Below are 23379 nucleotides of genomic sequence, written 5' to 3'. Positions count from 1 at the left end.
CCTGCGATCATGCTCAGGCTCTACTACTCCGCCATGACCTCGGCGTTCCGTTGCCGCTGGGCGCTCGAGGAGACCGGTCTTGCTCATGAGGTCGTCCACCTCAGCCTCGCGCGCGCCGATCACAAGTCGGCCGAGTACCTGAAGATCCACCCGCTCGGCAGCGTGCCGGCGCTCGTCGACGGCGATGCGGTCGTGCTCGAATCGGCGGCGATCTGCATGTACGTCGCCGAGAAAGATCCCGAGCGCCGACTCGTGCCCCCGGAGGGGTCGATCGCCCGCGCGCACTACTATCAGTGGATCTTCTTCAGCATGACGAACATCGACAGCATCGTCCACGGCCCCTACCTGCGCGCGTTCCCGCGGCCGCCCGAGCTGCGCAGCACCGCGGCGACCGACGACGAGCGGGCCGCCCTGCGCCGCTACCTGCACCTGCTCGAGGACCGCCTCGCGGCCGGCTGGGTGCTCGGGCAGCAATTCACCACGGCCGACATCATCCTCGGCGGCCTGCTCGAATGGGCCGACGTCTGCGGCCTGCTCCGCGGCGCCGGCACCCCCGAGCGCTACCTGGCCCGCCTGCGCGAGCGGCCGGCGTTCCAGCGCGCCGCCGACTGACGATTCACGAGGCGATCACTCGCCATTCGGACGAGCGACATTCGGAATGATGATAGGGGCGACGATCGCCGCGTCGCCGCCGCGTGCATCATTCCCTGGGCGGGGATACCATCGATATGTCCGTACCGACATGTCCGAAAGGGAATGGTGAGAGCGGCCCACGCTCCCTGCGCCCCCGTCCTCGCGGCCATCGTGGCCTCCGGCGCGGCCCGACCGCAGCCGAACTCGCGCACGCGCGCGCTCGCGCCCTCGATCAGGGCGAGGCGGCCTTGCTCGGGGCCGGGGTCGCGCCCGGGGCGGGCGGGGGCGTCGGCTTCTCGATCGTCATCGACGAGCGGGCGCCGCCCGGGAGCTCGCGCGTGACGGTGCCGTTGGGGGCGATCGTCGTGCGGCTGCCGTCGTCGGCGACGACGACCATCGACCCGTCGGCGGTGAACTGGGTGCGCTCGACCGACAGCGTCGAGCGCGAGCCGTCGGGGAACACGCGGACCTGCTTGCCGTCCGGCATGACGATCGTGCCGTCCTTCTTGATCTGGACCTTGCTGCCGTCGGGCTTGGTGACCGTGCCGTCGCGCTGGATCGTCACCGTCGAGCCGTCCGAGGCGGTCAGGACCTTCGTCCCGCGGCCGCCGGGCTCCACCTTGTAGGCGCCGGACTTGTCGCTCGACACCTCCATCTCGTCGACGTCGCAGGCGGCGCCGGCGAGGGTCAGCGCCACCGCCCCGGTCAGGTGCAGCAGACGCAGGGGCCCAAGAGAAGAGGTGCGAGGGATGGCCAGGATCATCTCCCGGGCAGCCTAACACGATCGGCGCAGCCGCAGATCGCCCGCGGCGGGCGCGGACCGCAACCTGTCCGCTTGAGCAGGCATCCGTTCGCGCAGCCCGCGCTCGGATCCGCCGCCTCGGCCGGTCGGAGCGGCGACGAAAGTCCCTGCGGCCGGCTTCACCAGGTACGATGCCGGCGTGCACGGGCCCGAGGATACGGTCGTCGTCCGCTCGGCGACGACCTACCTGACGATCGAGTTGGCGGGCCGCAAGCTCCAGGACGTGCGCCTGGGCATGGGTCCGCTGCGGATCGGGCGCAGGCAGGACAACGACGTGGTGATCCAATCGGCCTGCGTCGCGCTGCATCACGCGCGGGTCGAGCCCCACATGCAGGGCCACCGGATCGTCGATCTCGGCGGCGGCAACGGGCTGCTGTTCCGCGGGCGGCGCGTCAAATCGCACGTGTTCAACGACGGCGACGTGATCCGCATCGGCGATCCGGTGACCGGCAACTTCGTCAGCCTCACCTATCAGGACATCGGCAAGCGGGCCCAGGCCCAGCCCGAGGCGTCGGTGCAGCGCTGCGACCTCGCGCGACCGGCGGTGACGATCGGCCGCGAAGGCTGCGACCTGGTGCTCCCGAGCCTGCAGGTGTCGCGCCGGCACGCGACCATCCGCGCATTCGACAAGGGCCACGAGCTGACCGATCACGGCAGCGCCAACGGGACCTTCGTCAACGGCCTCCGGGTCCACGTCCACGACCTCAAGCAGGGCGACGTGCTGCAGATCGGCCCGTTCAAGCTGATCTACACCGGCAAGTCGCTCGATCAGTTCGAGCAGAAGGGGGCGATGCGGATCGACGCGCGCGAGCTGGTGCGCGTGACGCCGCAGGGCAAGGCGATCCTCGACCGCGTGTCGCTCGTGATCGAGCCGCGAGAGTTCGTCGCGCTGGTCGGTGCCTCGGGCGCCGGCAAGAGCACGCTGATGGCGGCCCTCGCCGGCGTGCGCCGGCCCGACGCCGGGCAGGTGCGGGTCGGCGCGGACGACCTCTACGACAGCTATCACTTCTACCGCGGCGGGATCGGCTACGTGCCGCAGGACGACATCCTGCACCGCAACCTCACCGTCGAGGACGCGCTCCGCTACACCGCGCGGCTGCGCCTGCCGATCGACACGTCGCCGGCCGAGCTCGAGGCGCGGATCGTCCGCGTGCTCGAGGAGGTCGAGATGGTCGAGGCGCGCAAGCAGTCGATCACGGAGCTGTCCGGCGGGCAGCGCAAGCGGATCTCGATCGCCTCGGAGCTGCTCGCCGACCCGAACCTGTTCTTCCTCGACGAACCGACCAGCGGCCTCGACCCCGGGCTCGAGAAGAAGATGATGTACACCCTGCGGTACATCGCCGACTCGGGCCGCACCGTGGTGCTGGTGACGCACGCGACCGCCAACATCACCCAGTGCGACCTGGTCGCCTTCATGGCCGGCGGCCGGCTGGTCTACTACGGGCCGCCCGCGGGGGCGCTGGCGATGTTCGAGGTCACCAGCGGCGACTTCGCCGACATCTACACCAAGCTCGGCGGGCGGGTCGGCCCGCCGGAGGTGATGCGGGGCGGCGAGCTGGCCGTCGAGTACCGCGTCTGGCACGAGCACAACGCGCAGAGCAAGCGCGCGCCGACGATGGCCGAGCTGTGGGAGATCCGGTTCCGCCGCTCCGACGAGTACCGGGTCTACGTGTACGAGCGGCAGACCGAGAGCGAGGTGTCGGGGGTCCGGCTGCACGCGATCGCGCCGGGCCACTTCCGCATCGCCGGCGAAGAGCCGGTGAAGGCGACGAGCACGCCGGTCCGCCCGCCGCCGGCCGACGACGCTTCATGGGGGTACCAGACGCGGGTGCTGGCGGACCGCTACGTGAAGCTGATCGTGAACGACCGCAAGAACCTGCTGATCTTGCTGCTGCAGGCGCCGGTGATCGGGGCGGTGCTGCTGCTCGCGGCGCGGCCGACGGCGCTGCAATCGTCGACCTCGACCAATGGGCGGCTCCTGCTGTTCTTGCTCAGCGTCGTGGCAGTGTGGTTCGGGGTGATCAACTCGGTCCGCGAGATCACGAAGGAGGCCGAGATCTACCGCCGAGAGCGCCTGGCGAGCCTGCGGATCCCCGCATACCTGCTGTCGAAGTTCGGCGTGCTCGCCGGCCTGTGCCTGGTGCAGAGCCTGGTGCTGATGCTGCTCCTGCTGCTGCGCGTCGACTTCTCCGCCGACTACGTGGCGCTGAGGGAGTACGGGCTGCTCGACCTGACGCGCCAGCCGCCGCTCGGCCTGTGGGGCGGGATGTTGCTGTCGGTGTTCCTCACGTCGCTGTCGGGGGTCGGCCTCGGGCTCTTGATCTCGACGTGGGTGTCGAGCTCCGACAAGGCGATGAGCACGGTGCCGCTGGCGCTGATCCCCCAATTGGTGTTCGCGCTGGCTCTGATGCCGCTACCGGCGATCCTGGCCCCGTTGTCGTATTTGACCGGCGCCCGCTGGGGCATGGAGTCGATGGGAGCGATCGCGGCGCTGCTCGAGCCGCGCGACATGACCCGCTGCGAGTTCCCCGGCGAGCCGCTGACCTGCGAGGTCTACGCGTCCGTCGACTACAGCCCCACGCCCGAGCACATCGGCCTGGTGTGGGCGGTCCTCGCCGCGTACACGCTGGTGTGCCTGCTGCTGACCGCGTGGATGCTGCGCCGCCGTGACGCGGCCGAGAAGTAGATCGAGGCGCCGCGGGCCGTCCCGAGCGAGCAACGCCCTTCGGGACATGTCCGTCGCGGCATGTCCCGACGGCCATGTCCCTCGAGACAGGGGACGACGCCCGCCGGGCGCTACTCCTCGCCGATCTCGATGTTGTACTTCACCGTCATCTGCGGGCCGTTGTAGCGCGGGAACTCGTGGTCGAACACGGCCTTGCGGACGCACGGGACGATGCCGAAGACCTGCAGGTGCTTCGAGGCGGTCACGGTCACGGCGTCGACGCGGCCTGTCTTTCCGAGCAGGCTGACGACCATGTCGAGGCGACCGCCCTTGAGGCTGCCGCCGTTATAGCAGGCGGCGATGCCCAGACACTCGTTGATCCCGTACTCGACCTCCCGCATATGGGCGCTCAGCACCTGCTCATTGAGCTGCTCCTCGCCCTCGCTCCAATCGAGCACGCGCGGGCGTTCGATGTCGAACTGCGGGATCTCCGAGTCGTCGACGGCGTGGAACTTCTTCGGCAGCTCGTCGCGCTCGTGGGTACACTCGCCCCACGACGTGATCTGCGGCCGCATCGGGATCTCGTTGGTCTCGACCACTTGCGTGGTGGGTGTCTCCTGCGAGCTGTCGACCACGCAGACACCGGCTTCGCAGTGAGTGCCCTTGCCGCACAGGCCACCGCATCCGTCCGGGCCGCGAGAATCACTGTTCCGCTTGCAAGCCGCCGGGCTCAGGCTGACCGCCACGAGACCGGCGAAGATCAAAGTGGTACGCATCGCCGGCTAGGGTAACACCGTCCTGGCTGCAAGAGATGCGGCTCGCCGGACGCTCCGCGCCGGCGGACGTTCGCCTCGACGAGGCCGCCGTGCGCCCGCGCGAGCGCCCGCCGACCTCTGCTTCGCGCGAAGCTGTCCCACACTGGCGCACCGACGGCCGCACTCGGGCGCTCGGGGGGCGCCGCAATGGACGAACTCGGGTGCTCGCGCGGCGCTGCGACGGAGGACGCGTGCCCTCGTCGGCAGGCGACGAGCGCCTGCGCCGGTTCGCGCAGCCTCGGGTTTCCGGGCAGAGCGGGAGGCCGACGAGCCGCGGAGCGATTCGAGGGTCGCTCACCGGTGAAGTCGATCTGCGAGTCGCGACGGACCGGGGATGTGCAGCGAGTGCTCCGGACGGCTGTGTGTTCCGTGGTACGTAGCCGGCTTATGACCGTCGACGACGTGATCCGCCGTCTCCACAGCGAGGGCGACGTCGGGAAGGCGTGGTTCCACGTCCACCGCGACCCTCGTCCGCTCGAGCGCGAGCCGCTCGCCCGGCTCCGCCTGGACGACGGCTCCGCGCCCCCGGAGGAGCTCACCACGTGGCTCGCCTATGACGCCGCGTGGTTTCCGCTCCTCGACCCGTCTGCGCCGCAGGACGCCCCGCGCCTTGCCCTCCGGCCGCTGCGCGAGATCCTGGGCCGGTGGGCCGGGGCGCCGGAAGACGGGCCCGGCGACGCCGCCGAGCAGCTCCTTGCGGCCTGGATCGATCTGCTCCCCGAGAGCGACCTCGTCGACGCGGTCGCGCTCGAGCTGCCGAGGTCGGGCAGCCAGGAGCACCTCCTCGTGCTCCGTCCAGGCCGCGAGCTCCGCGTGCTCGGATGCCACCAGGGTTACGAGTTCTGGTGGAAGTACGACGGCTTCGCGCAGTTCCTCGCCCACTACTTCGGCTACGAGGCGCGCGAGTGAGTCGGAGTCCACTATGCACATTGCTCGTCGACCGCGATGAACGACCCGCGAGGCGAGCCCGCGTCGGGGGTCCGGAGTTGAAACATGCAGCCCCGCCCGTGGGGGAGGGCGTCCTCCTCGCGGGGACGACCTGACCGATCGGCCATCCACGTTCTCGGCGCCGACGTCGCCGTGCCGGCGGATCCTCACGCTCATGACATCGGACCCGGTCGAGGAATCGTCACCCTCGTTTGTCGAGCCCGCGCGCCGGCGCGCATCGACGCTTGGCACGATCGCCAGGACCCGCTAGCTTCCGGTGGTGGCGCTCCACCGGCCGTTCCGCAGTCGTGGTGAGAGCTTCGTGCTCGCGGCCGCGAATGCCGTCGCCGCCGACGCGCCACGCATCGCCGCCCGCGCTCGCCAAGCGGAGGCTCTGCTCGCGCCGCTGTTCGCCGACGCCTTCGACGCGAGGGCGCTGCGTCTCCTCGCCGCGGAGCTCGCGTCCGGGGCCTCGATGCGGGACGACCGCGAGGTCCTGGCGCGCCTGGTCGCGGCGATCGACGCGGGGCGGCTCGTCCTGGTCCGCGTGCTCCCGGCAGGGCAATGGGGGATGGTGGAGTCGCGGGCGCGCACGGAGCGGGCGGACAGCGCGGACGACGACCGTGCGCTGGACCGGCCGGTGGATGCGACCCACTGGATCGAGATCCGCCTCGCCGACGAGGACGACGTGGCGATCCCCGGTCAGCGCTATCTCCTCATCGACCCCGACGGGCACCAGCACCGCGGCTATACCGATTCACTCGGCTCGGCGCGGATCGTGCGTCTGTCCCCCGGGACATGCCGTGTGTCCTTTCCGGACCTCGACGGCGGGGTCTGCGAGCTGGCGACGACGCCGGCACGAGCTCCGTCCTGAGCGACCCCCAGCACTTCGCCATGCCGACTCACAAGATCAAGCCGGGAGAGTGCGTCAGTTCCCTCGCCGAGCGGACGTGGCTCCCCTTCGACGCGATCTGGAACGACCCCGGCAATCGTGCCCTGCGGGATGCAGGCCGCGATCCCAACGTCCTCGCGCCGGGGGACGAGGTCGCGCTGCCCCGGCCCGATCCGCGCACCTTCGAGGTCGGGACGGACTGCGTGCATTGCTTCCGCGTGAGTCGCCCGCGGGCGATGTTTCGCCTGCGACTGCAGCGAAACGGCGAACCGCTGGCCGGCGAGCCGTATGTGCTCACCGCCGGCGGCCAGGTGCTCGAAGGCGCGGCGGACGGGGACGGACGTCTCGAGGCCGCGCTCTCTGCCGACGTGACGACCGCGACCCTGGTGCTCCCCGGGCGCGGCGAGAGGTACGAGTTCGAGCTCGGGCACCTGGAGCCCGCGGACCGCTGGCGAGGCGCCGCGCAGCGCCTGCGGAGCCTCGGGCTGTACCACGCCGAACCGTCGACGCCGGACGAGGGCATCCAGCGGGCCCTGCGTCACTTCCAGGCGCTGCGCGGCCTCGAGGTGACGGGCGCGCTGGACGAGCCGACGATCGCCGCCCTGCAGGAGGCTCACGGGTGCTGACGCGAGGTCACGACGAGAACGACCCGCGCGGCCCGACCGCGAGCGTGGCGAACGTGCCGCGCTCGCTGGCCGCGCCTGCAGGTGTGGCTGGCGGCGGAGGCGCTGTGCTGCGGCGCGCGCAGAAAAATTGCCGGTCTCGCAATTTTTCGGGCCGCTCCGGCGACTCCTCGCTCGCGCGTCGAGCATCATGATGCGGACGATCGATCCAGCCTTGCGGACGGGACCACGCCGGTGCCGCTCGGCACAATGTCGCGAAGGTCTGCAACCTCGGGTGCGGAGAGGGCTCCATGGCAAGTGAAGTGTTCGGGGCGTCGGACCGGTCGCCGGCGCACAACTGGATCTCCGCGGCGCTGGTGTTCGAGACTTGCAGCCTCTACTGCGTCCTCCTCGGCGCGGCCGCCTGGGCGGCGCAGGCCGGGGCGGGGGCGTGGGTGCAGGCGCCGCTGGTGCTCGCGCTCGGGCTGTGGATGGACCGCATGTTCACGGTCGGGCACGAGGCCGTGCACGGCAAGCTGTTCCCCGATCATCGCCGGCTCAACGACCTGGTCGGCGCGCTGCTGCTCGCGCCGCTGCTCGCGCCGCTGACCGTGGTGCGCAAGATCCACGCCTTTCACCACGGGCACAACCGGCGCGCGCCGAAGATCGCCACCCTCGACGTCGTGCTGCTGCCGCGCGCGCCCGGCCTGCGTCGGAGCCTCGCGTGGGCGCTCGGCTGGGCGGCCTGGCTGCTCGGCGTGTTCTGCGGCGGCTTCTACGTCCACGGCCTGGTCTCTGTCGTCCTCTTCTTGCTGCTGCCGACCGGCGTGGCTTGCCGGATCTCCCCGGCCTTCAAGGGCTGGCGGGGGCGACATCGGCTGCGCGCGTGGGTCGAGCTCGGCTTCGGCGCGGCCGTCCACGCCCTGGTGCTGGTCGGCTGCGGGCGCGACGTGTACCTCGCGACTCTCGGCTTGCCGACGCTCGCGTTCGCGTGGGTGTATTCGCTGTTCGTCTACATCTATCATTATCGCACGCCGCTCGGCGCCGATGTCCGCGGCAATGTCCGCTCGCTCGCGCCGGGGCGGCTGTTCGGCTGGCTGCTGCTCAACTTCCACGAGCACAGCACCCACCACGGCGATCCGCGGCTGCCGTGGTACCTGCTGCCCGCCCGGCGCCTGCGCGGTCCGGCCCCGGGCGAGGTCCGCACCGTCCTCGGCGCAGTGCTGCAACAGCTGCGCGGACCCATCTTCGTCGACCGCCCGGAGATCTAAGAGAAATATGAACACCGAGATCGGCCCGAGGGATGTGATTCAGACGTCAATCCCGTCATTGCGTCTGCGGGCGGGCGTCGTCGGCGACGCCGGGGCGATGCTGCAGGTCAAGCAGCAGCTGCGCATGCAGCCCGACGCCGACGTCGCCGAGAGCAGCCGCGGCGGGTTCTTGCTCGGCTCCACGCGCGCGCAGTACGAGGCGCTGCTCACCGGGGCGCAGGTGGAGGTCCTGCTCGACGGCTCGCGGGTGGTCGGCTTCGTCACCGCGCTGCCGGACGCGGCGTTGCGGCGGAGCGCGCTGTGGCAGCGCCGCGCGCACATCGGCTGGGGCGGCGGCGTCGGTCCGGCCGAGCTCGCGGCGATCGAGGCCCTGCGCGTGGGCTACCTCGATCAGCTCGCGGTGCTACCTGACCCGAAGTACAGGCTGTGCGCGCCGGCCCTGGCGTGGCGGGCGCTCGCGCGGCTGCTCGACGACGGCTGCGACCTCGTGTTCGCCACCGTCGTCGCTCGCCCGGTGCGCAACCTCGTCACGCGGCCGCTGCTCGCCGCGGTCGGGGCGGTCGAGCTGGGGTCGCTCGAGGAGGATTACCCCGAGGTCGGCGTGATCACCTCCGACGTGTTCTGCATGACCCGCGCCGTCCTGCAGGGCGGCGGTGACGGCCGCCAGCGAGCCCGGCTCGCGGCGCTGCAGCGCTGGACCGCGCGGCTGCTCGCCGGACGCGGCTGAGGGCGATCCGCGAGCGTGTCGGCCGTGAATCCTCGTGCACTTGCGGTCAGCGACCGTATGCCCGCGTAAAGTGGATCACCCGGGTGGAAACCGGCGAGAGGACTGCACCGCTCACCGCGGGCCGCGCGATGAGGTGACGACCTGCGATGCGGCACATCAGGACCCGAGGTCGCTCTCGGCAGAATCGGCAGGGAGGTCGCCGGCCGAATCTGCCGGAGCAGGCGGCCGGCCGCGACGGGCGATGTGTGCCGCCCCGTCCAGTTGTGAAATTGTTTAGATTGTCGATGGCACGGTCGATGAAGGCCATCGCGGTATGGCCATTGGGCTGCTGCTTTATCACAATCGCGTGACACTCCGAACTTGGTCCCGACATCCTTCTTGGAAGAGCCTCCGAGCGGCGTGTCCAGCTTCGCAGACTGTCGACTGCGCCCCCGGCCGCCTCGCCAAGAATGCGTCGGAGCGCCCGTTCTTGCGCGTGTGGACGTTCTCTCGGGCCGCGGTCGGCCGCGCACGTCGTGGCGTCGGAACATCGGGTGGAGGCCCCAATCGCGATGAGCATTGTTCCTCGGTTCAATTTGCCGATTGTGCGGAACTGAACCGCGCGGCGCCGGAGCGCGCGAATCGACGCTGCTTGTGCCGACATGACCACCGTGTAAGGCTCGCCGCCTGAATTGAAGCGGCCCGGTCGACGGGCCGCGGTTGTGCGCTCCGCCATCTGCCAGAAACGGATCTACGAGGTCATGAAAACAACGTCACTCTCGTTCAATGGAAGCGGCACCCGCGTCGAGATCGCCAACTCGAGCGAATTACAGCTCATCGGCGACCAGACCGTCGAATTGTGGGTTCGCCCGGCCTCGCTCGGGAAGCGCCAGAACCCGATCGCCAAGGCCTTCGGCGGCGAGGGCACCATCACCGTCGAGCCCGACGGCGCGCTCAACTACTATTACGGGACCGCCGGCGACAACGCCGGTCCCTATCAGGGGTTCGCCGCGCCGGCCGGGACGGTGGTGATCGGCGAATGGACACACCTCGCGGTGGTCCGCGACCTCGGTCGCAAGGTGCTCCGCTGGTATCGCAACGGCGTGCAGATCGCGGAGGCGGCGGCGCAGTTCCCGGCGGCCAAGGCCAGCAATCTCCCGCTGCTCCTCGGCCAGGGCTACGTCGAGAAGTTCCACGGCCACCTCGCCGAGGTCCGGCTGTGGTCGACGGTCCGGAGCCAGGCGCAGATCCAGGAAGACATGCGGCGGCACTTGCTCGGCAACGAGACCGGGCTGGCCGGTTACTGGCCGCTCGACGAGGGCGCCGGCGCGGTCGCTCGTGATGGCAGCGGCCGCGGCAACAACGGCACGATCGCAACGGGTCAGTGGGAAGCGATCGGCCCCTCGATCCAGCCGCGCTTCGCGGCGCTGCGCACCGACGGCAGCAACCATGTCGAGCTGAGCAACACCGGCGCTCTCGTGCTCGGCGGCAAGTTCACGCAGGAGTGCTGGATCTGCCCCGCCTTCAGCGACGACAGCTATCACGGCTTCCTCGGCAACCAGCCGGACGGAGGCGTCCCGCAGCGCTCGCCGAGCCTGTGGATCGTCGGGAAGCGGCAGATCCACTTCGCGTTCGGCGACGGCACCGCACAGCAGGGGGGAGTCACCGGGGCGGTCCTCAGCGGCCAGCGGGGCCGCTGGCACCACGTCGCGGCCACCTTCGACGGCGGCACCTATCGCATCTACGTCGACGGCGCGCTGGTGCATACATCCGCGACGAGCAAGCCGCCGGTCGCCTCGCCGGTGCGGTGGATCGGTCGCGTCGACAATTCCTTCGTCGGTGACCTCGCCGAGGTCCGATTGTGGAAGGTCGCGCGCACTCAGGCGCAGATCCAGGCCGACATGAACCGGCGCCTGCAGGGCACGGAGTCCGGCCTGGTCGGCTACTGGCCGCTCGACGACGGCCCCGGTGCCCGCGCCGCCGACCTCGGCCCGAACGCGGCCCACGGCGCGCTCGTCACCGCCGTCTGGAGCGCGGACGGTCCGGGTCTGCCCAGGCCGACGGCGCTCCGACTCGCCGGCGGCTGGGTCGACCTGTCGAACAACGGCGGGCTGGTGCTCGGCGGCGCCTTCACGCAGGAGTGCTGGATTCAGCCGGCGCTCGCCGACGACAATTATCATGGCTTCCTCGGCAACCAGCCGGCCGGCGGCGTCCCGCAGCGCTCACCGAGCATGTGGGTCGTGCAGAAGCGGAAGATCCACGTCGCGTACGGCGACGGCGCCGGCCAGCAGGGCGACGTCACCGGCAACGTCCTCAGCGGTGAGGCCGGTCGCTGGCACCACGTCGCCGCCACCTTCGACGGCAGCAATTACCGGGTCCACGTCGACGGCGCGCTGGTCCACACATTCGCGACGAGCAAGCCGCCGGTGGCCTCGCCGGTGAAATGGATCGGCCGCGTCGACAACTCCTTCGTCGGCGCCATCACCGACGTACGTCTGTGGAACCGCGCTCGCAGCCAGGCCGAAATCGCGGCCGACATGCATCGTCGCCTTTACGGCAGCGAGCCGGGCCTGGTCGGTTACTGGCCGCTCGACGGCGCGTCCGGCGAGGGCCTCGAGGACCGCGCGCGTACCGGTGCTCCCGGCGTCTTGCAGGGCGACGCGAGGCTCGCCGCCGCCGACCATCAATTGCCCGTCGCGTCTCCGTGGTCGCCGGCGCTGCAGCTCGGGGGGAGTGACTTCGTCGAGCTGCCGGACAGCAGCGCCCTGGTGCTCGGCGGCCGCTTCACGCAGGAGTGCTGGATTCAGCCGGCGCTCGCCGACGACAACTATCACGGCTTCCTCGGCAACCAGCCGGCCGGCGGCGTCCCGCAGCGCTCACCGAGCCTGTGGGTCGTCCAGAAGCGGAAGATCCACGTCGCGTACGGCGACGGCGCCGGGCAGCAGGGCGGCGTCACCGGCCCCGTCCTCAGCGGCGAGGCCGGTCGCTGGCATCACGTCGCCGCCACCTTCGACGGCAGCAATTACCGGATCTACGTCGACGGCGCGCTGGTCCACACATTCGCGACGAGCAAGCCGCCGGTCGCCTCGCCGGTGAAATGGATCGGTCGCGTCGACAACACCTTCGTCGGCGCCGTCGCCGAGGTCCGCCTGTGGAACGTCGTGCGCAGCCAGGCCGAGATCCAGGCCGACATGCACCGGCGGCTTTGGGGCATGGAGGCCGGCCTGGTCGGCTACTGGCCGCTCTCGGACGGCGGCGGCACGCGGGCGCGCGATCGGAGCGCGACCGGCAACCACGGCAACTTGAGCGGCGCACCGCGCTGGCGCACGGGCGTGGCCTTGCAGGCGTCGAGCGAGGCGCTGCCGGGCGACGAGCCGGTGGTCGGCGACACGCCGAGCGGCGTGAGCAGCCTCGGCGCGTCCACCGGTCCCAGCAGCCAGGTGCAGCCGCTCGAGCTGCCGGCCGCGGTCAAGAACCTCGGCGAGCTGCAGGCGGAGATCCTGTTCGTGCCGTTCGGCCTGCCGATCGTGTTCGAGGGGGCGGTCACGGTGCAGCCGCTGGAGAAGGCGGCGAGCTACGCCGGCAAGGTCACCTTGACCGCGCCGTTCAAGGTCACGGTCGACCCGCTCGCGCTGAACCTCGGCTCGGGCGACGACGGCCTGACGTGGATGGTGAAGTTCGGCCTGCCGCAGTCGAGCAGCATCGCTGCGATCGTTCAGGCCGAGGTGCTCAGCAAGATCCCCGGCAGCGTGCGCCCGGCGATCGAGGCCGTGGTCATGCCGTACCTCGCGCTCTACGGCAGTACCACGATCATCCTCGCCAACGAGGACGGCGAGGACGAGCAGCTCGGCAGCTACCTCGACGGCGTCAACATGTACGCCACCCTGAGCGCGGCCGCGATCCCGCCGTTCAACCTGATCCACGCGACCTTCCCGCAGCTCGGCCTCGCCTCGCGCAGCGTCGTGCTCGCGGTCGGGACCTCGCGGGGGGCCGAGCAGAACTTCTTCGTGGGCGCCACCCTGCAGCTCGACGTCGAGCTCGGCACGCCGCTGGTCGTGTTCGAGTCGCTGGCGCTGAACGTCAGCAAGCAGCTGACCGACACCACCGCCGGCGCAGTGATCGCCTTCCGGCTCGACCTCGGCGGCGAGGTCCTGCAGCTGCGCGGCGGCATCGAGGTCGCCACCGGCGTCGGCAACTCGGTGTCGGTGTGGGGCGCCCTCGACGCGGCCGACGGCGCGTGGAAGGACCCGTTCGGTGTCCGTGGCTTGACGATCGTCGGCCTCGGCGTGCAGGTCGGCGCGACGCCGGTGTTCCCGTTCGTGGTCCTCGGCGTCCGCGGCGAGGTGCACATCGGCGGCGGTCTGCTCGGCGCGCGCGTGGGGATCAAGATCGACGCCAGCGACTGGTCGAAGTGCATCCTCGACATCTACAGCGAGGAGGGCATCGATCTGCCGCGGCTCATCGACGCGCTCACCGGCGCGTGGCTCGACGTCGGCAGCGTCCTCGACGTCTCGATCAAGGACCTGCAGCTCTACCTCGCCCCCAAGGGCGGCACGATCGCCGGCCAGAGCTACCCGCCCGGCCTCAAGCTCGGCGGCCGCCTCGACCTGTGGGGCTTCAAGGCCAGCGTCGCCGGCCAGCTCGACTTCGACGAGGGCGGCTCGCTGGTCGGCGCCATGGACCCGATCGTCCTCAGCGGCGGCGGCGTCGAGTTCCTGCGGGTCAGCGCGGTCAACGGCAACGGCGGCGCGGCGATCGACGTCGTGCTCAAGAAGACGCAGGTCGGCGGCACCGTCGACGGCCAGTTCAGCCTGCTCGGCGGCGTGTACAAGTCGCAGGTCAAGGCCACGCTGTCGACCAGCGGCTTCACTGCGAATCTCAACACCGGCACCTGGGGCATCTATCAGAACGCCTCGGTGACCCTGACCTCCGCCGGCTTCCAGCTCACCTTCGGCCCGACGATCGGCGTCAGCGTCACGATCGGCGGCTTCAACGTCAACCTCTCGGTCGGCACCTCGATCACGACGAAGGTCGACTCGAGCGCGTTCTCGCAGGGCATCTCGTTCTCGTTCGCGGCGATGGGCACGTCCTACAACCCGGGGCCGTTCTCGGTCAGCGTCCCGTTCAAGGACGTCGCCGCCCTCGCGGCCGCGTTCTATCAGTACGCCAAGGACCTGATCGTCAACGGCCTGCTCGGCCCGCTGGTCCAGGCTGGTCAGGTCGCGTTCGAGTGGGTCAAGGCCAACGTCACTCCGGTCGCCAAGGACGCCGCCAAGTTCTTCGAGAACGTCGGCGCCAAGTCGGCCGACATCGCCAAGGGCCTCGTCAACACCTTCGGGGTCGGGGCCGGCGAGGCGGTCAAGATGCTGTCGATCGGCGCCAACGAGGCCGCGAAGATCCTCAAGACCAGCTTCGGCTGGACCACCTCGCAGACGGGCCAGTTCCTCAAGGACAGCTACGGCCTCGGCGCGGACGCCCTCAACACCGCGCTCTCGGGGGCCGGCTACGCGGCGAACGAGATCGAGAGCTTCTTCGGCAGCCTCGGCGGGGACTTCAAGGACTTCTTCGAGGACGTCGGCGACACGCTCGATCCTACCAATTGGTAAATCATGGGGGCGCGGTCGCCATGACGACCGCGCCCCTCAGTCTGCGACCACCTCGATCAGCGGGTTGTGGTCGGCCCAGGCGCGGGGCATCTTCATCACCCGCGCGCACCAGGTCCGCAGCGCCTCGACGTGGGCGTCGTCGGTGGGCGGCAGCGCCGACAGGCGGCGGTGCCAGCCGCGGACCGAGGGCAGGGCCTCGCGCCGGCGATCGCGCCAGTGCACGATCCGCCAGCCGGACGCCTCCAGAGATCGGCGCAATTGCGCGGAGGAGATCATGTGCATCGAGCCGGCGAAGGCCGGGCCCGGCGGCGCGGCGTCCTGGCAATTGACGCGCATCACCAGGCGGCGGCACGAAGCCCGCAGGACCTGCAGCAGCCGCTCCTTGTCGCGGATGTGGCTCAGCGACTCGAGCAGGAGCGCGGCGTCGAAGCGGCCCGGGGGGAGCGTCGATTCGGCGTCGCCCCAGCGGACGGGGAGGCCGGCCGCGCGGATGTGCTGCCATTGGCCGCGGCTGACGGTGAGCCCGAGGCACTGCGCCCGGAGGTCGCGGACGATCATCGCCTGCGGCCCGCCCCAGCCGCAGCCGACGTCGTAGATCCGCCCGCCGGCTGGCAAATGTTCGTACAGCTCGGTGACCGCCCGGCGCGAGGCCGCGGTGAAGGTCGCGTCGTCGGGATCGACGTCGGGGTCGGCGAAGATGCCCGCGTGATAATGCAGATCCTCGCCGAGGATCGCCCGCCAGCGATCGACCGCGCCGCCGTAGAAGCCGTCGAGTTCGGAGCGCTCGGGGGCGAGGGGCGGCGGGAGCTGCGGGAGGCGCGAGAGCTCGGCCTCGACGGCGGTCTGCAGGGCGCGTGCGCCGGCGACGACGCCCGCTTGCAGCGCGTCCTCGTCGGCGGGCCACGGTCCGCGCAGCGGGGCCTGGACGTAGAGCGTGAGCGTCGGCGGGTGGCCGGCTGTCGCAAGGGCCAGGTGACGGATCGGCAGGTCGAGCCAGGGCCCCTCGGGCGCGCCGATCTGCCGCGCCAGGGCGCGCAGGCCCGGCAACGCGCCGGCGCGCGGCAGCCACGGGAGCGCCAGGTCGAGCTGAACGACTGCGCCGTCGTCCTCGCGCGACCAGAAGCCGGAGAGCCGGCGGAAGCGATCGTCGGCGAGGAGGTCGGCGAGGCCGTCGCGGTGCTCGGGGCGGACGAGGGTCAGCGGATCGCGCTCGGGGTCGGGGACGAAGTGAAAGTCGTAGCGCGAGCACCTGGCTGTTCGGCCAGGTCGCCAGCGCCAGGCGTCGTATCGCTCGGCGAGGGTGGAGGCAGCGCGGCCGTGGCGATAGAAGCGGAACTCGGGCGATTCGCTGGGGTCGGCGATGGCGATGGCGACGCCCTGGCGCGCGGGGACGGGCTCCTCGGCGCGCTGGGCCGCGAGCACCACGTCGGGGGCGCCCAGGTCGCGCAGGAGCGCGGCGATCGGCGCGAGGGACCGGCGATCGGTCCCGGCGAGCCAGCCGGTGAAGCGGCCCCGGGCGCGCACGTCCCCGGGGGCGAGGCGGTGCGAGAATTCGAGCTGGACCGGGCCGTGGCCGGCGAGGGCCCGGCCCATGCGCGCGAGCCAGGCGCCGCGCTCGGGATCGCTGGTAGGCTCGGTCATGGCGAGGTCGCCGATGGTACCGCCGATCGTGGTCGAGGATGTCGTCCCGCAGCCGGCGGAGCTGGCCGCGGCGCTGCGGCCCGCGCTCGGACCTCATCCGGTGGCGCAGAGCGATCCGCGGACGCGCGGCCTGCTGCGCGAGATCGCCGACGACGCCGCGCGGGCGGTCCTCGACGCGGAGCTGCCCGCCCTCGCCGAGGTCGTGCGTCGCCTCGGCGATCCGCGGCCGCCGTTGCTGGTGCTCGCCGTCAACGAGACGCCGCCGACCGAGGCCGACTCGTTCCTGCTGCGGCCGCACGTCGATCGTCGGCCCGAGGCCGGGCGCTTCGCCGGGGCTGCGCCGCTGCGGACGAGCGTGGTGTTCCTCGACTTCCCCGCCGAGGCCCGCGGGGGCGAGCTGGTGGTGTTCCCTCGCGGGGCCGCGCGTGGGCTGGCGAGCGCGCCGCGAGCGGACGCGCGAGCGACCGTGGCGCGAGTCGGGGGGGTGATGATCGCGCCGCGGCCCGGGAGGGTGTGCACGCTCGACGGCAAGGCCGCGCACGCGGTGCTCGGCTACGAGGCGCCAGGCGAGGCGCGGTGGCGCCTCGTGGTCGTCGTCGCCGAGTTCGGCGATTCGTAGCACTGCGGGGTGTCGACAATGCGGCGCCGCGTCCGCGAGGTCGCCCTCGGCGAATGTCGGTACCAGGTCGCAAGGGAGCGGCGAGCCGGTCGTGGCCGTCCGGCGCTCCGAGGCCGGCGCGTCGCGTCGGGCGAGGCGAATGCGCGGCCGTGCCTGGGGCCGCCGCGCGCGGCGACGGCTTGCGAGCCGCGCGCCCTTGCTCTCCGTCGCGCCGGCGTGTCACCTTGCGGGGGCCATGCCGCCCCGAGCCGGTTCGAGCGACGCGCCGCGGTCGTTCGTCGAAGAAGCGCGCCGCGCCCAGATCGTGCAGTGCACGATCGAGATCATCGCCAGCCTCGGGTACGCGCAGGCCTCGCTGGCGAGCATCGCCGAGCGGGCGGGGATCAGCAAGGGCGTCATCTCGTACCACTTCGCGGGCAAGGACGAGCTGATCGCCCAGGTCTACACCTCGGTGATGACGAAGGTGGCCGGCAAGGTGCTGGCGACCGTCGAGGCCCAGCCGCGGGCGGCGGGCAAGCTGCGGGCGTACATCGAGGGCAGCATCGCGTTCATCGCCGACCACGGCCAGGAGGCGGTGGCGCTGCTGGAGATCTGGAACGGCCTGCGCACCCACACCGGGCAGCAAGTGCTCGACGCGCGCACGTACGAGCCGGGGCTCGAGTTCCTGCAGGCGATCTTCCGCCAGGGGCAGGCGGACGGGGAGTTCCGCCGGTTCACGCCGCGAGCGATGGCGGTGGCGGTGCGCTCGGTGATCGACGGCGTGCTGATCCAGCGCGCGACCTACGGCGCCGCGGTCGACCTCGCCGAGGCGTCGCGCGAGGCGGTGGCGCTGTTCGAGGCGGCCACCCGCGCGACGCCCGACGACACCGTGCGCTCGAAGGGCCCGGCCCGACGCAAGCGGCGGTGAGCGCTCATTCGCCGTCGTGGGCGTCGATGAATTCGACGATCACGTCGCGGAACATCGGGTCGATGAGCGTGGTGAGGTGCGACCTGCCGGGGACCACCGCGCTGGTGAAGCGCGGCAGCTCCCGGACCATGCGCACCGTGTTCGAGTACGGCCGATCGAACTCGCCGTTGACCGCGAGCACCGGGAACTCGACGCCGGAGAGGTCGACCGGCGGCGGGCCCCACTCGCCCCAGCCGACCGCCAGCGCCTCCATCGCGGCCTGGTCGAGCTCCGGCGGGCCGATCGTGCCCTCCTCGAGCATCTTCAGCAGCTCGGCCTCCTCGGGGTCGACGCCGACCGGGTCGAGCGCCTCGGCGGCGGCCCGCAGCGCCTCGTCGGTCTCGGTCACGCCGGCGCCGCCGAAGGTGGCCGTGATGAACCGCTGCGGCGCGACGTCCAGCAGCACGCCGGTGATCCAGCCCCCCATGGAGTAGCCGGCGACGTGGGCCCGGGCGATGTCGAGGTGGTCCATCAATTCGACGATGTCGGTGAGCATGCGCCCGCCGTAGGCGGCCGGGTCGTGCGGCTTGTCGCTGTCGCCGTGGCCGCGCTGGTCGAGGACGATGACGCGGTGGCGCTCCGCCAGCGCCTCGGCGACGCCGGTCGCCTGCCAGGTCGCGGCCCCGGTGCTGGTGTACCCGTGCAGCAGGACGACCGGGCTGCCGTCGCCGGCGTATTCGATGTAGTGCAGATCGACGCCGTCGCTGGCGACGAACCAGGCGTCGATGGCCCGGGCCGGCTGGCCTGAATCACCACAGCCGGCGAGCGCCGCCAGGACGAGGACGATGGGGATGGATTTCGACATGGGGGTCTCCTCGATGCCGGCCCAGGCGCGTGGATTCGCGCAGGTTTGGCCGAGCGATCAAAAAAATAGTCGCATGGTCAGTTCGCGGCAATGATTCGACGCGGCGCGGCGCGGAGGCGCTCGAACGCGAGAAAACCGGCGAAATTCGGCCGTCCGGCGCCAGGCCTCGGGGAAGCGCGGGCGCAGGGGTCGCGAAGGACATGGCCCTTGCGCCATGTCCTCTCGCGAGCGATCTCGCTGTCACGGGCGCGGACTGCTGCGCCTGCCCTCGAGACGACGGCGCGGAGGATCGCCTGTAGTCGCGAGCGGTCGATGTAGGCGCCCGGGGCGACCCATCGCGAGACCGCGTGCGACCCCTGTCCGGAGCCGAGGCGACGGCGCTGCGCCGAGGGCACGGGCACGGCGGCGAGCACCGCCCCCGGAGATCCGGGGGCCGCGTCGAGCGCGAGTGTGTGCAGTGCCGGCGCGGTGGCCAGGCCGGGATGGATCCGTCGAGTGAAGCCTGGCTTCGCCGGCCCGCCGCGTGAAGCAAGGCACGAGGCCCGTGTCGGACGCCCACGCGGGCGCCATGAGCTCTGCCTGCGCGAATGCTATATTACAAAAAATGCAGCGATACGCACTTTGTTGGCTGATGTTGGCGGCCTGCGGGCCAGGGGCGCCGCAGGACGATTCGACCGCGACGGACCCCGATCCGACGAGCACGACCACTGCGTCGACGGACACGACGACCTCGTCGTCGACGAGCACGGCGTCGACGACGGCCGTGCCGACCACAGGCGCGCCGACCACCGATGGGTCCACGACGATCGACAGCACGGGGGTGGAGTCGTCGACCACGGGCCCGATGCCGGTGACCTCGACGACCGGCGACACCTCGAGCGGGGAATCGACGGACACGGAGGGCAGCACGACCGGCGAGCCGGGGCCGTGCTGCGTCGCTCCGGCCGAGCCGACGTCGACCGTGCAGGCCCAGACGCCGGTCGGCGCGAGGACCCTGCCCTGGGCCGCCTACAGCGTCTCGGGCGGCGAATGCGGCGGGGCGCTGTTCCTGTACCTGTATCCCGAGGCGTCCAGCGTGGGGACGCCATCGTTCGAGATGGAAGGCCCCGACTACATGAAGATCTCGGTCAGCATGTACATGGACATGTGGCCGAACGACTTCATCGGCACCGGCCCCGCCGAGGTGGAGGTGCGCTTCGACAACGAGTTCGCGAACATCACCGGCGAGATCACGATCCTCGAGTACGACGGTGGTTTTTCCGAGGACGACGTCCTCTGGTGCGACCCCGAGGCGACACCGGTCATGCCCGACTCCCACGTCTCGTTCACGATCGCCTTCAAGGCCGACGGCTGGGACATCGCCGGCGAGGTGGTGGCCGACTATTGCCCGGCGATGAACCAGATCTGTCCGTGAGGCGCGACGCGCCGCTCACAAATCGAGCGCGATCACGACGACTGCGAGCAGCAAGAACCACAGCGGGACGTAGGGCGTGAAGAACTGGCGGGCGAGCCGACGACCGCCGCGGACGTTGATGCTGGCCCAATTGCCGGCCGCGAATTCCGGCTCCTCGATGCGGTCGCGCAGGTGACCGACGTAGGCCGGGAGGCCGGCGAGCAGGCCCGCGACCAGGCCGCCGGCGTGGCCGATGTTGGCGATCGGTCCCAGCAGGCCGGTCGCGCAGGCCACGAACCACACCATGATCATCGCCGTGGTGCGGTCGTCGATTTGGTAGCCGCGGGCCGGGGCGTAGCGCGCTTGCATCCACACGAACCCGAACAGGCCGTAGACGACGCCCGACATCCCGCCGAAGTTCGGCCCGGTGACGAGGTACTGGCCGAGGCCGCCGGGGATCTCGCTGAGCAGCACCAGCCCGATCATCGTCAGCGGGCCGTGGTTGTGCTCGATCTGCCGCCCGAGCTGCCACGCCCACATGCAATTGAACAGCAGGTGCAGCGGGCCGAAGTGAATGAACATCGGCGTGACGAGCCGCCACACCTCGCCGTCCTGCACCTTGCCCAGGAATTCGTACGAGTCCCACGGCTCGATGCTCAGGTTCTGGATCGTCATCGTCGCCGGATCGCCGAAGTCGCTGTACAGCGCGACGAGCACGGAGCCGACGACGAGGAACAAGGTGACGGGCCCGAGCGTGTCGACCGACCCGCCGCGCCAGCGGTCCGCGACGACGACCATCCGCCGGCCGGCCCGCGATTGTCGGCGCTCCCGCTCCTTGCGGAGCTCCGCGGCTGCGCGCACGACGTCGGGCGCGCGCTCGCCGGGCTTGAAGTCGGCGATGAGCTGCGCCGCCCTGGGCAGGTCGTCGTCGTCGAGGACCCATACCTCCCAGGGCGCGCGCGTGCGGATCTCGCTGTCGATCCCGGCGACCAGCAATCGATCCACCAGATGCCCGGCGTCCGCCTCGCTCGGCAACTCGGTCAGTTTGCGCATCGCGGCGCGGACGATACCCAGGCGCGGTGGCCGTCGCAATCGCGCGAACGGCGCGGGCGATCCTGGGGGGTGCAGTTGCTTCACTGGGGCGGAGCGCCCAGCTCTCTGCGTTCAGCGCTGCCCGAAGACCGAGAGCCCCCGCGACGCCGGCTCTCGAGGGCTCCCGTGCGTGGGCCGAATCGATACGCGGGGCGACCCGTGAATCGTCAGGGGAACGAGGCGAGGAGGAAGTCGCGGATGCCCTTGTTGAGCGGGAGGTCCCACGATTGGCCGGGGGCGGGAGGGGTGGTGTAGCCGAAATAGAGGTGGCCGTCCCAGGGGGTGATGTTTTCGTAGAGCAGGTAGTAAGCGCGCTTGTTCCACCCGGGGGTCCCGCCGGTCCAGGTGATGTAGCTGAGCTGGCAGCCGGCGAAGGTGACGCCGTTGGGGGCGGTCGTGCTCGCGGAGTAGTCGCCGCCGGGGAGCATCAGGTGATTCTCGGCGCCGATGGCGTCGGCGAGCATGCAGCCCTGCGAGACGGGGACGATGGTGTCTTTCTCGACGGCGATCTGCAGCAGCTTGACGTCGCCGCGGCGCTGCAGGTCGACGGCCATTCGCGCGGGCGAGCGGGCGTGGTAGGCGTCGGGGATCGCGGCGGGAGTGCCTCCGAGGGCGATGTGGATGCCGGTGGGATCGCCGACGTTGGCGGAGTATTGCTCCCAGCGCGAGAACTCGGTGGGGCTCGAGACGGCGACCGCGGCCTTGACCTCGGCGCCCTGCTCGAGGGCGCGGAGGGTGACGCACGCGCCGTGCGAATAGCCCCACATGAGGATCTGATCGTCGTCGGTGTCGGCGCGGTCGCGGACGATGTCGAGCCAGCGCAAGGTGTCGGTGACCTCGCCGAGGCAGAGCTCGGCGGGGTCCGAGGTGCCGGGCCGCGCCACTGCGGCCGGATATGTGTAGACGGGCGAGCCGTCGGGGACGATCGGCTCGTAGCGATAGGCGGTGAGGGCGGCGATCCAGCCGGCGCGGGCCCAATTGACGCAGGCATCGAGGGCGCCCCAGTCGAGCAGGAAGCCGCCGTGGTTCAGGACGACGGTGCGCCGACCCGTCGCGGGCGCGCCGGCGTGGGGCCGACAGACGACTGCGTTGACGGGGGGCGTGAGTCCGGGGACTGAATAGGTGCCGACCTCCATGTCGACGTCGGGCGTGATCGCGTAGGGCGCTCCGGGCTGCAGCACGAAGTCCGCGGCCGTGGCCGCGGCGCCGGTGAGGCCGACGCCGTCGTCGTCGTAGACGAGGAAGGAGTCGCCGTCGGCGCAATTGACGATCTCGCTCTGATTGGCGGCCACGCCGGCGCAGTCGAGCGCGGCCGCGGAGTAGGTCTTGAAGTTGGTGGCGTTGCCGTGGGCCCGCGCGACGATCTCGACGCGACCGACGCCGCGCCGGAGGCCGCCCTGGGCGCGGCCGTCGTTGGCTTGGGAGATCCACGAGGAAGCCGGCAGCTGGGCCGCGGGAATCGTGGCAGTGAAGGAGTAGAGGCCGCTCCCGGGGCTGGTCTCGGTGCCGGAGCTGGCGGCGGTGACCGGCAGGGTCGTCTCCGCCGGCGGGGTGCCCACGGTGGCGCCCCGACGATCGCGGAGGAACAGGTCGATGACCTGGTTGGGCTGGGTCGTGACTCCCGTGAAGACCACGTCGGCGTTGTGCTGCTGCGACAGGCCGCTCTGCGTCTGCACGCAAGCGGGAAATAGGAGCAGTAGGGCGAGAGTTTTATCAGCGGTTCGTCGAGCGTCCATGAGGCACCTGCAAGGGTAGTGACCGCGCGGCGCCCGGCAATTTCGCGCGGGGCGACGCCAGCGATCCATGCCTACCCCGCGGCGGCGTGGCGGAGCAAGCGGACGCGGAGACGGGCTGTTTGCCCGTCGCTCGCGCGTGAGCGGTCGTGCGCGAGCGGACAGGCCGCGTGGCCGGACGCGCGGGCGACCTCGTCGGCGGTGGCCATGGTATCCCGCGCAGGGATATCG

17 protein-coding genes are annotated in these 23379 nt (G+C 71.1%); 11 read left to right on the top strand and 6 right to left on the bottom strand.

What is annotated here, in order from left to right; translation table 11 throughout:
* Positions 1–9 precede the first annotated feature (9 nt).
* Complete coding sequence (locus O0S08_RS36750; protein WP_269034127.1) at positions 10–612, top strand: glutathione S-transferase family protein; 603 nt, start codon at positions 10–12, stop codon at positions 610–612.
* 253 nt (positions 613–865) lie between these two features.
* Here O0S08_RS36750 and O0S08_RS36745 read toward each other — a convergent pair whose 3' ends face one another.
* Entirely contained in the window at positions 866–1396 is a 531-nt protein-coding gene (locus tag O0S08_RS36745; protein ID WP_269034126.1) for a hypothetical protein, read from the bottom strand.
* Between the two features lie 178 nt (positions 1397–1574).
* Here O0S08_RS36745 and O0S08_RS36740 point away from each other — a divergent pair, with 178 nt between their 5' ends.
* A complete protein-coding gene (locus O0S08_RS36740; RefSeq protein ID WP_269034125.1) occupies positions 1575–4121 on the top strand; it encodes an ATP-binding cassette domain-containing protein in 2547 nt (848 codons plus the stop codon).
* Positions 4122–4231: 110 nt separating this feature from the next.
* Here O0S08_RS36740 and O0S08_RS36735 read toward each other — a convergent pair whose 3' ends face one another.
* Positions 4232–4876, bottom strand: coding sequence for a hypothetical protein (locus O0S08_RS36735; RefSeq protein WP_269034124.1), 645 nt, complete (start codon positions 4874–4876; stop codon positions 4232–4234).
* 426 nt (positions 4877–5302) lie between these two features.
* Here O0S08_RS36735 and O0S08_RS36730 point away from each other — a divergent pair, with 426 nt between their 5' ends.
* The 6 genes from O0S08_RS36730 to O0S08_RS36705 all read left to right on the top strand — a co-directional run bounded on the left by O0S08_RS36730 (position 5303) and on the right by O0S08_RS36705 (position 14919).
* Positions 5303–5824: a hypothetical protein gene (locus O0S08_RS36730; protein ID WP_269034123.1), complete on the top strand. Its 522-nt coding sequence runs from the start codon at positions 5303–5305 to the stop codon at positions 5822–5824.
* Positions 5825–6122: 298 nt separating this feature from the next.
* Positions 6123–6716, top strand: coding sequence for a hypothetical protein (locus O0S08_RS36725; protein ID WP_269034122.1), 594 nt, complete (start codon positions 6123–6125; stop codon positions 6714–6716).
* A 20-nt stretch (positions 6717–6736) separates the two neighbouring features.
* On the top strand, positions 6737–7360 hold the full coding sequence (locus tag O0S08_RS36720; RefSeq protein WP_269034121.1) for a peptidoglycan-binding domain-containing protein: 624 nt from the start codon (positions 6737–6739) through the stop codon (positions 7358–7360).
* 287 nt (positions 7361–7647) lie between these two features.
* Positions 7648–8607 (top strand): fatty acid desaturase, encoded by a 960-nt coding sequence (locus O0S08_RS36715; protein WP_269034120.1) that lies wholly within the window; start codon positions 7648–7650, stop codon positions 8605–8607.
* 34 nt (positions 8608–8641) lie between these two features.
* Entirely contained in the window at positions 8642–9334 is a 693-nt protein-coding gene (locus tag O0S08_RS36710; RefSeq protein ID WP_269034119.1) for a hypothetical protein, read from the top strand.
* A 740-nt stretch (positions 9335–10074) separates the two neighbouring features.
* Positions 10075–14919, top strand: a complete 4845-nt coding sequence (locus O0S08_RS36705; RefSeq protein ID WP_269034118.1) for a LamG-like jellyroll fold domain-containing protein — start codon at positions 10075–10077, stop codon at positions 14917–14919.
* Between the two features lie 36 nt (positions 14920–14955).
* Here O0S08_RS36705 and O0S08_RS36700 read toward each other — a convergent pair whose 3' ends face one another.
* A complete protein-coding gene (locus O0S08_RS36700; RefSeq protein ID WP_269034117.1) occupies positions 14956–16560 on the bottom strand; it encodes a class I SAM-dependent methyltransferase in 1605 nt (534 codons plus the stop codon).
* Between O0S08_RS36700 and O0S08_RS36695 the strand changes: the two genes are divergently transcribed.
* Both O0S08_RS36695 and O0S08_RS36690 read left to right on the top strand, forming a co-directional pair.
* Positions 16559–17179, top strand: coding sequence for a hypothetical protein (locus O0S08_RS36695; RefSeq protein ID WP_269034116.1), 621 nt, complete (start codon positions 16559–16561; stop codon positions 17177–17179). The genes O0S08_RS36700 and O0S08_RS36695 overlap by 2 nt on opposite strands.
* A gap of 235 nt (positions 17180–17414) precedes the next feature.
* Entirely contained in the window at positions 17415–18086 is a 672-nt protein-coding gene (locus O0S08_RS36690; RefSeq protein ID WP_269034115.1) for a TetR/AcrR family transcriptional regulator, read from the top strand.
* A 4-nt stretch (positions 18087–18090) separates the two neighbouring features.
* Here O0S08_RS36690 and O0S08_RS36685 read toward each other — a convergent pair whose 3' ends face one another.
* Positions 18091–18930, bottom strand: a complete 840-nt coding sequence (locus O0S08_RS36685) for an alpha/beta fold hydrolase (RefSeq protein ID WP_269034114.1) — start codon at positions 18928–18930, stop codon at positions 18091–18093.
* A 604-nt stretch (positions 18931–19534) separates the two neighbouring features.
* On the opposite strand from O0S08_RS36685, the gene O0S08_RS36680 reads away from it, so the two are divergent.
* Positions 19535–20344, top strand: a complete 810-nt coding sequence (locus O0S08_RS36680) for a hypothetical protein (RefSeq protein WP_269034113.1) — start codon at positions 19535–19537, stop codon at positions 20342–20344.
* 15 nt (positions 20345–20359) lie between these two features.
* On the opposite strand, the gene O0S08_RS36675 is transcribed toward O0S08_RS36680, so the two are convergent.
* Both O0S08_RS36675 and O0S08_RS36670 read right to left on the bottom strand, forming a co-directional pair.
* On the bottom strand, positions 20360–21376 hold the full coding sequence (locus tag O0S08_RS36675; RefSeq protein ID WP_269034112.1) for a rhomboid family intramembrane serine protease: 1017 nt from the start codon (positions 21374–21376) through the stop codon (positions 20360–20362).
* Between the two features lie 206 nt (positions 21377–21582).
* On the bottom strand, positions 21583–23091 hold the full coding sequence (locus tag O0S08_RS36670; RefSeq protein ID WP_269034111.1) for an alpha/beta hydrolase family protein: 1509 nt from the start codon (positions 23089–23091) through the stop codon (positions 21583–21585).
* Positions 23092–23379 lie beyond the last annotated feature (288 nt).

Origin of the sequence: Nannocystis punicea, assembly GCF_026965555.1 — a bacterium.
Lineage (GTDB): Bacteria > Myxococcota_A > Polyangia > Nannocystales > Nannocystaceae > Nannocystis > Nannocystis punicea.
Note: the sequence above shows the minus strand (reverse complement) of the source record. Positions and strands in the feature narration are given on the sequence as shown.

Bases quoted from the DNA above. Each gene is read 5' to 3' on its own strand.
- O0S08_RS36705 (WP_269034118.1), top strand. From the start codon at position 10,075: ATGAAAACAACGTCACTCTCGTTCAATGGAAGCGGCACCCGCGTCGAG.
- O0S08_RS36745 (WP_269034126.1), bottom strand. From the start codon at position 1,396: ATGATCCTGGCCATCCCTCGCACCTCTTCTCTTGGGCCCCTGCGTCTG.
- O0S08_RS36695 (WP_269034116.1), top strand. From the start codon at position 16,559: ATGGCGAGGTCGCCGATGGTACCGCCGATCGTGGTCGAGGATGTCGTC.
- O0S08_RS36690 (WP_269034115.1), top strand. From the start codon at position 17,415: ATGCCGCCCCGAGCCGGTTCGAGCGACGCGCCGCGGTCGTTCGTCGAA.
- O0S08_RS36735 (WP_269034124.1), bottom strand. From the start codon at position 4,876: ATGCGTACCACTTTGATCTTCGCCGGTCTCGTGGCGGTCAGCCTGAGC.
- O0S08_RS36715 (WP_269034120.1), top strand. From the start codon at position 7,648: ATGGCAAGTGAAGTGTTCGGGGCGTCGGACCGGTCGCCGGCGCACAAC.
- O0S08_RS36675 (WP_269034112.1), bottom strand. From the start codon at position 21,376: ATGCGCAAACTGACCGAGTTGCCGAGCGAGGCGGACGCCGGGCATCTG.
- O0S08_RS36750 (WP_269034127.1), top strand. From the start codon at position 10: ATGCTCAGGCTCTACTACTCCGCCATGACCTCGGCGTTCCGTTGCCGC.
- O0S08_RS36685 (WP_269034114.1), bottom strand. From the start codon at position 18,930: ATGTCGAAATCCATCCCCATCGTCCTCGTCCTGGCGGCGCTCGCCGGC.
- O0S08_RS36730 (WP_269034123.1), top strand. From the start codon at position 5,303: ATGACCGTCGACGACGTGATCCGCCGTCTCCACAGCGAGGGCGACGTC.
- O0S08_RS36720 (WP_269034121.1), top strand. From the start codon at position 6,737: ATGCCGACTCACAAGATCAAGCCGGGAGAGTGCGTCAGTTCCCTCGCC.
- O0S08_RS36680 (WP_269034113.1), top strand. From the start codon at position 19,535: ATGCAGCGATACGCACTTTGTTGGCTGATGTTGGCGGCCTGCGGGCCA.
- O0S08_RS36700 (WP_269034117.1), bottom strand. From the start codon at position 16,560: ATGACCGAGCCTACCAGCGATCCCGAGCGCGGCGCCTGGCTCGCGCGC.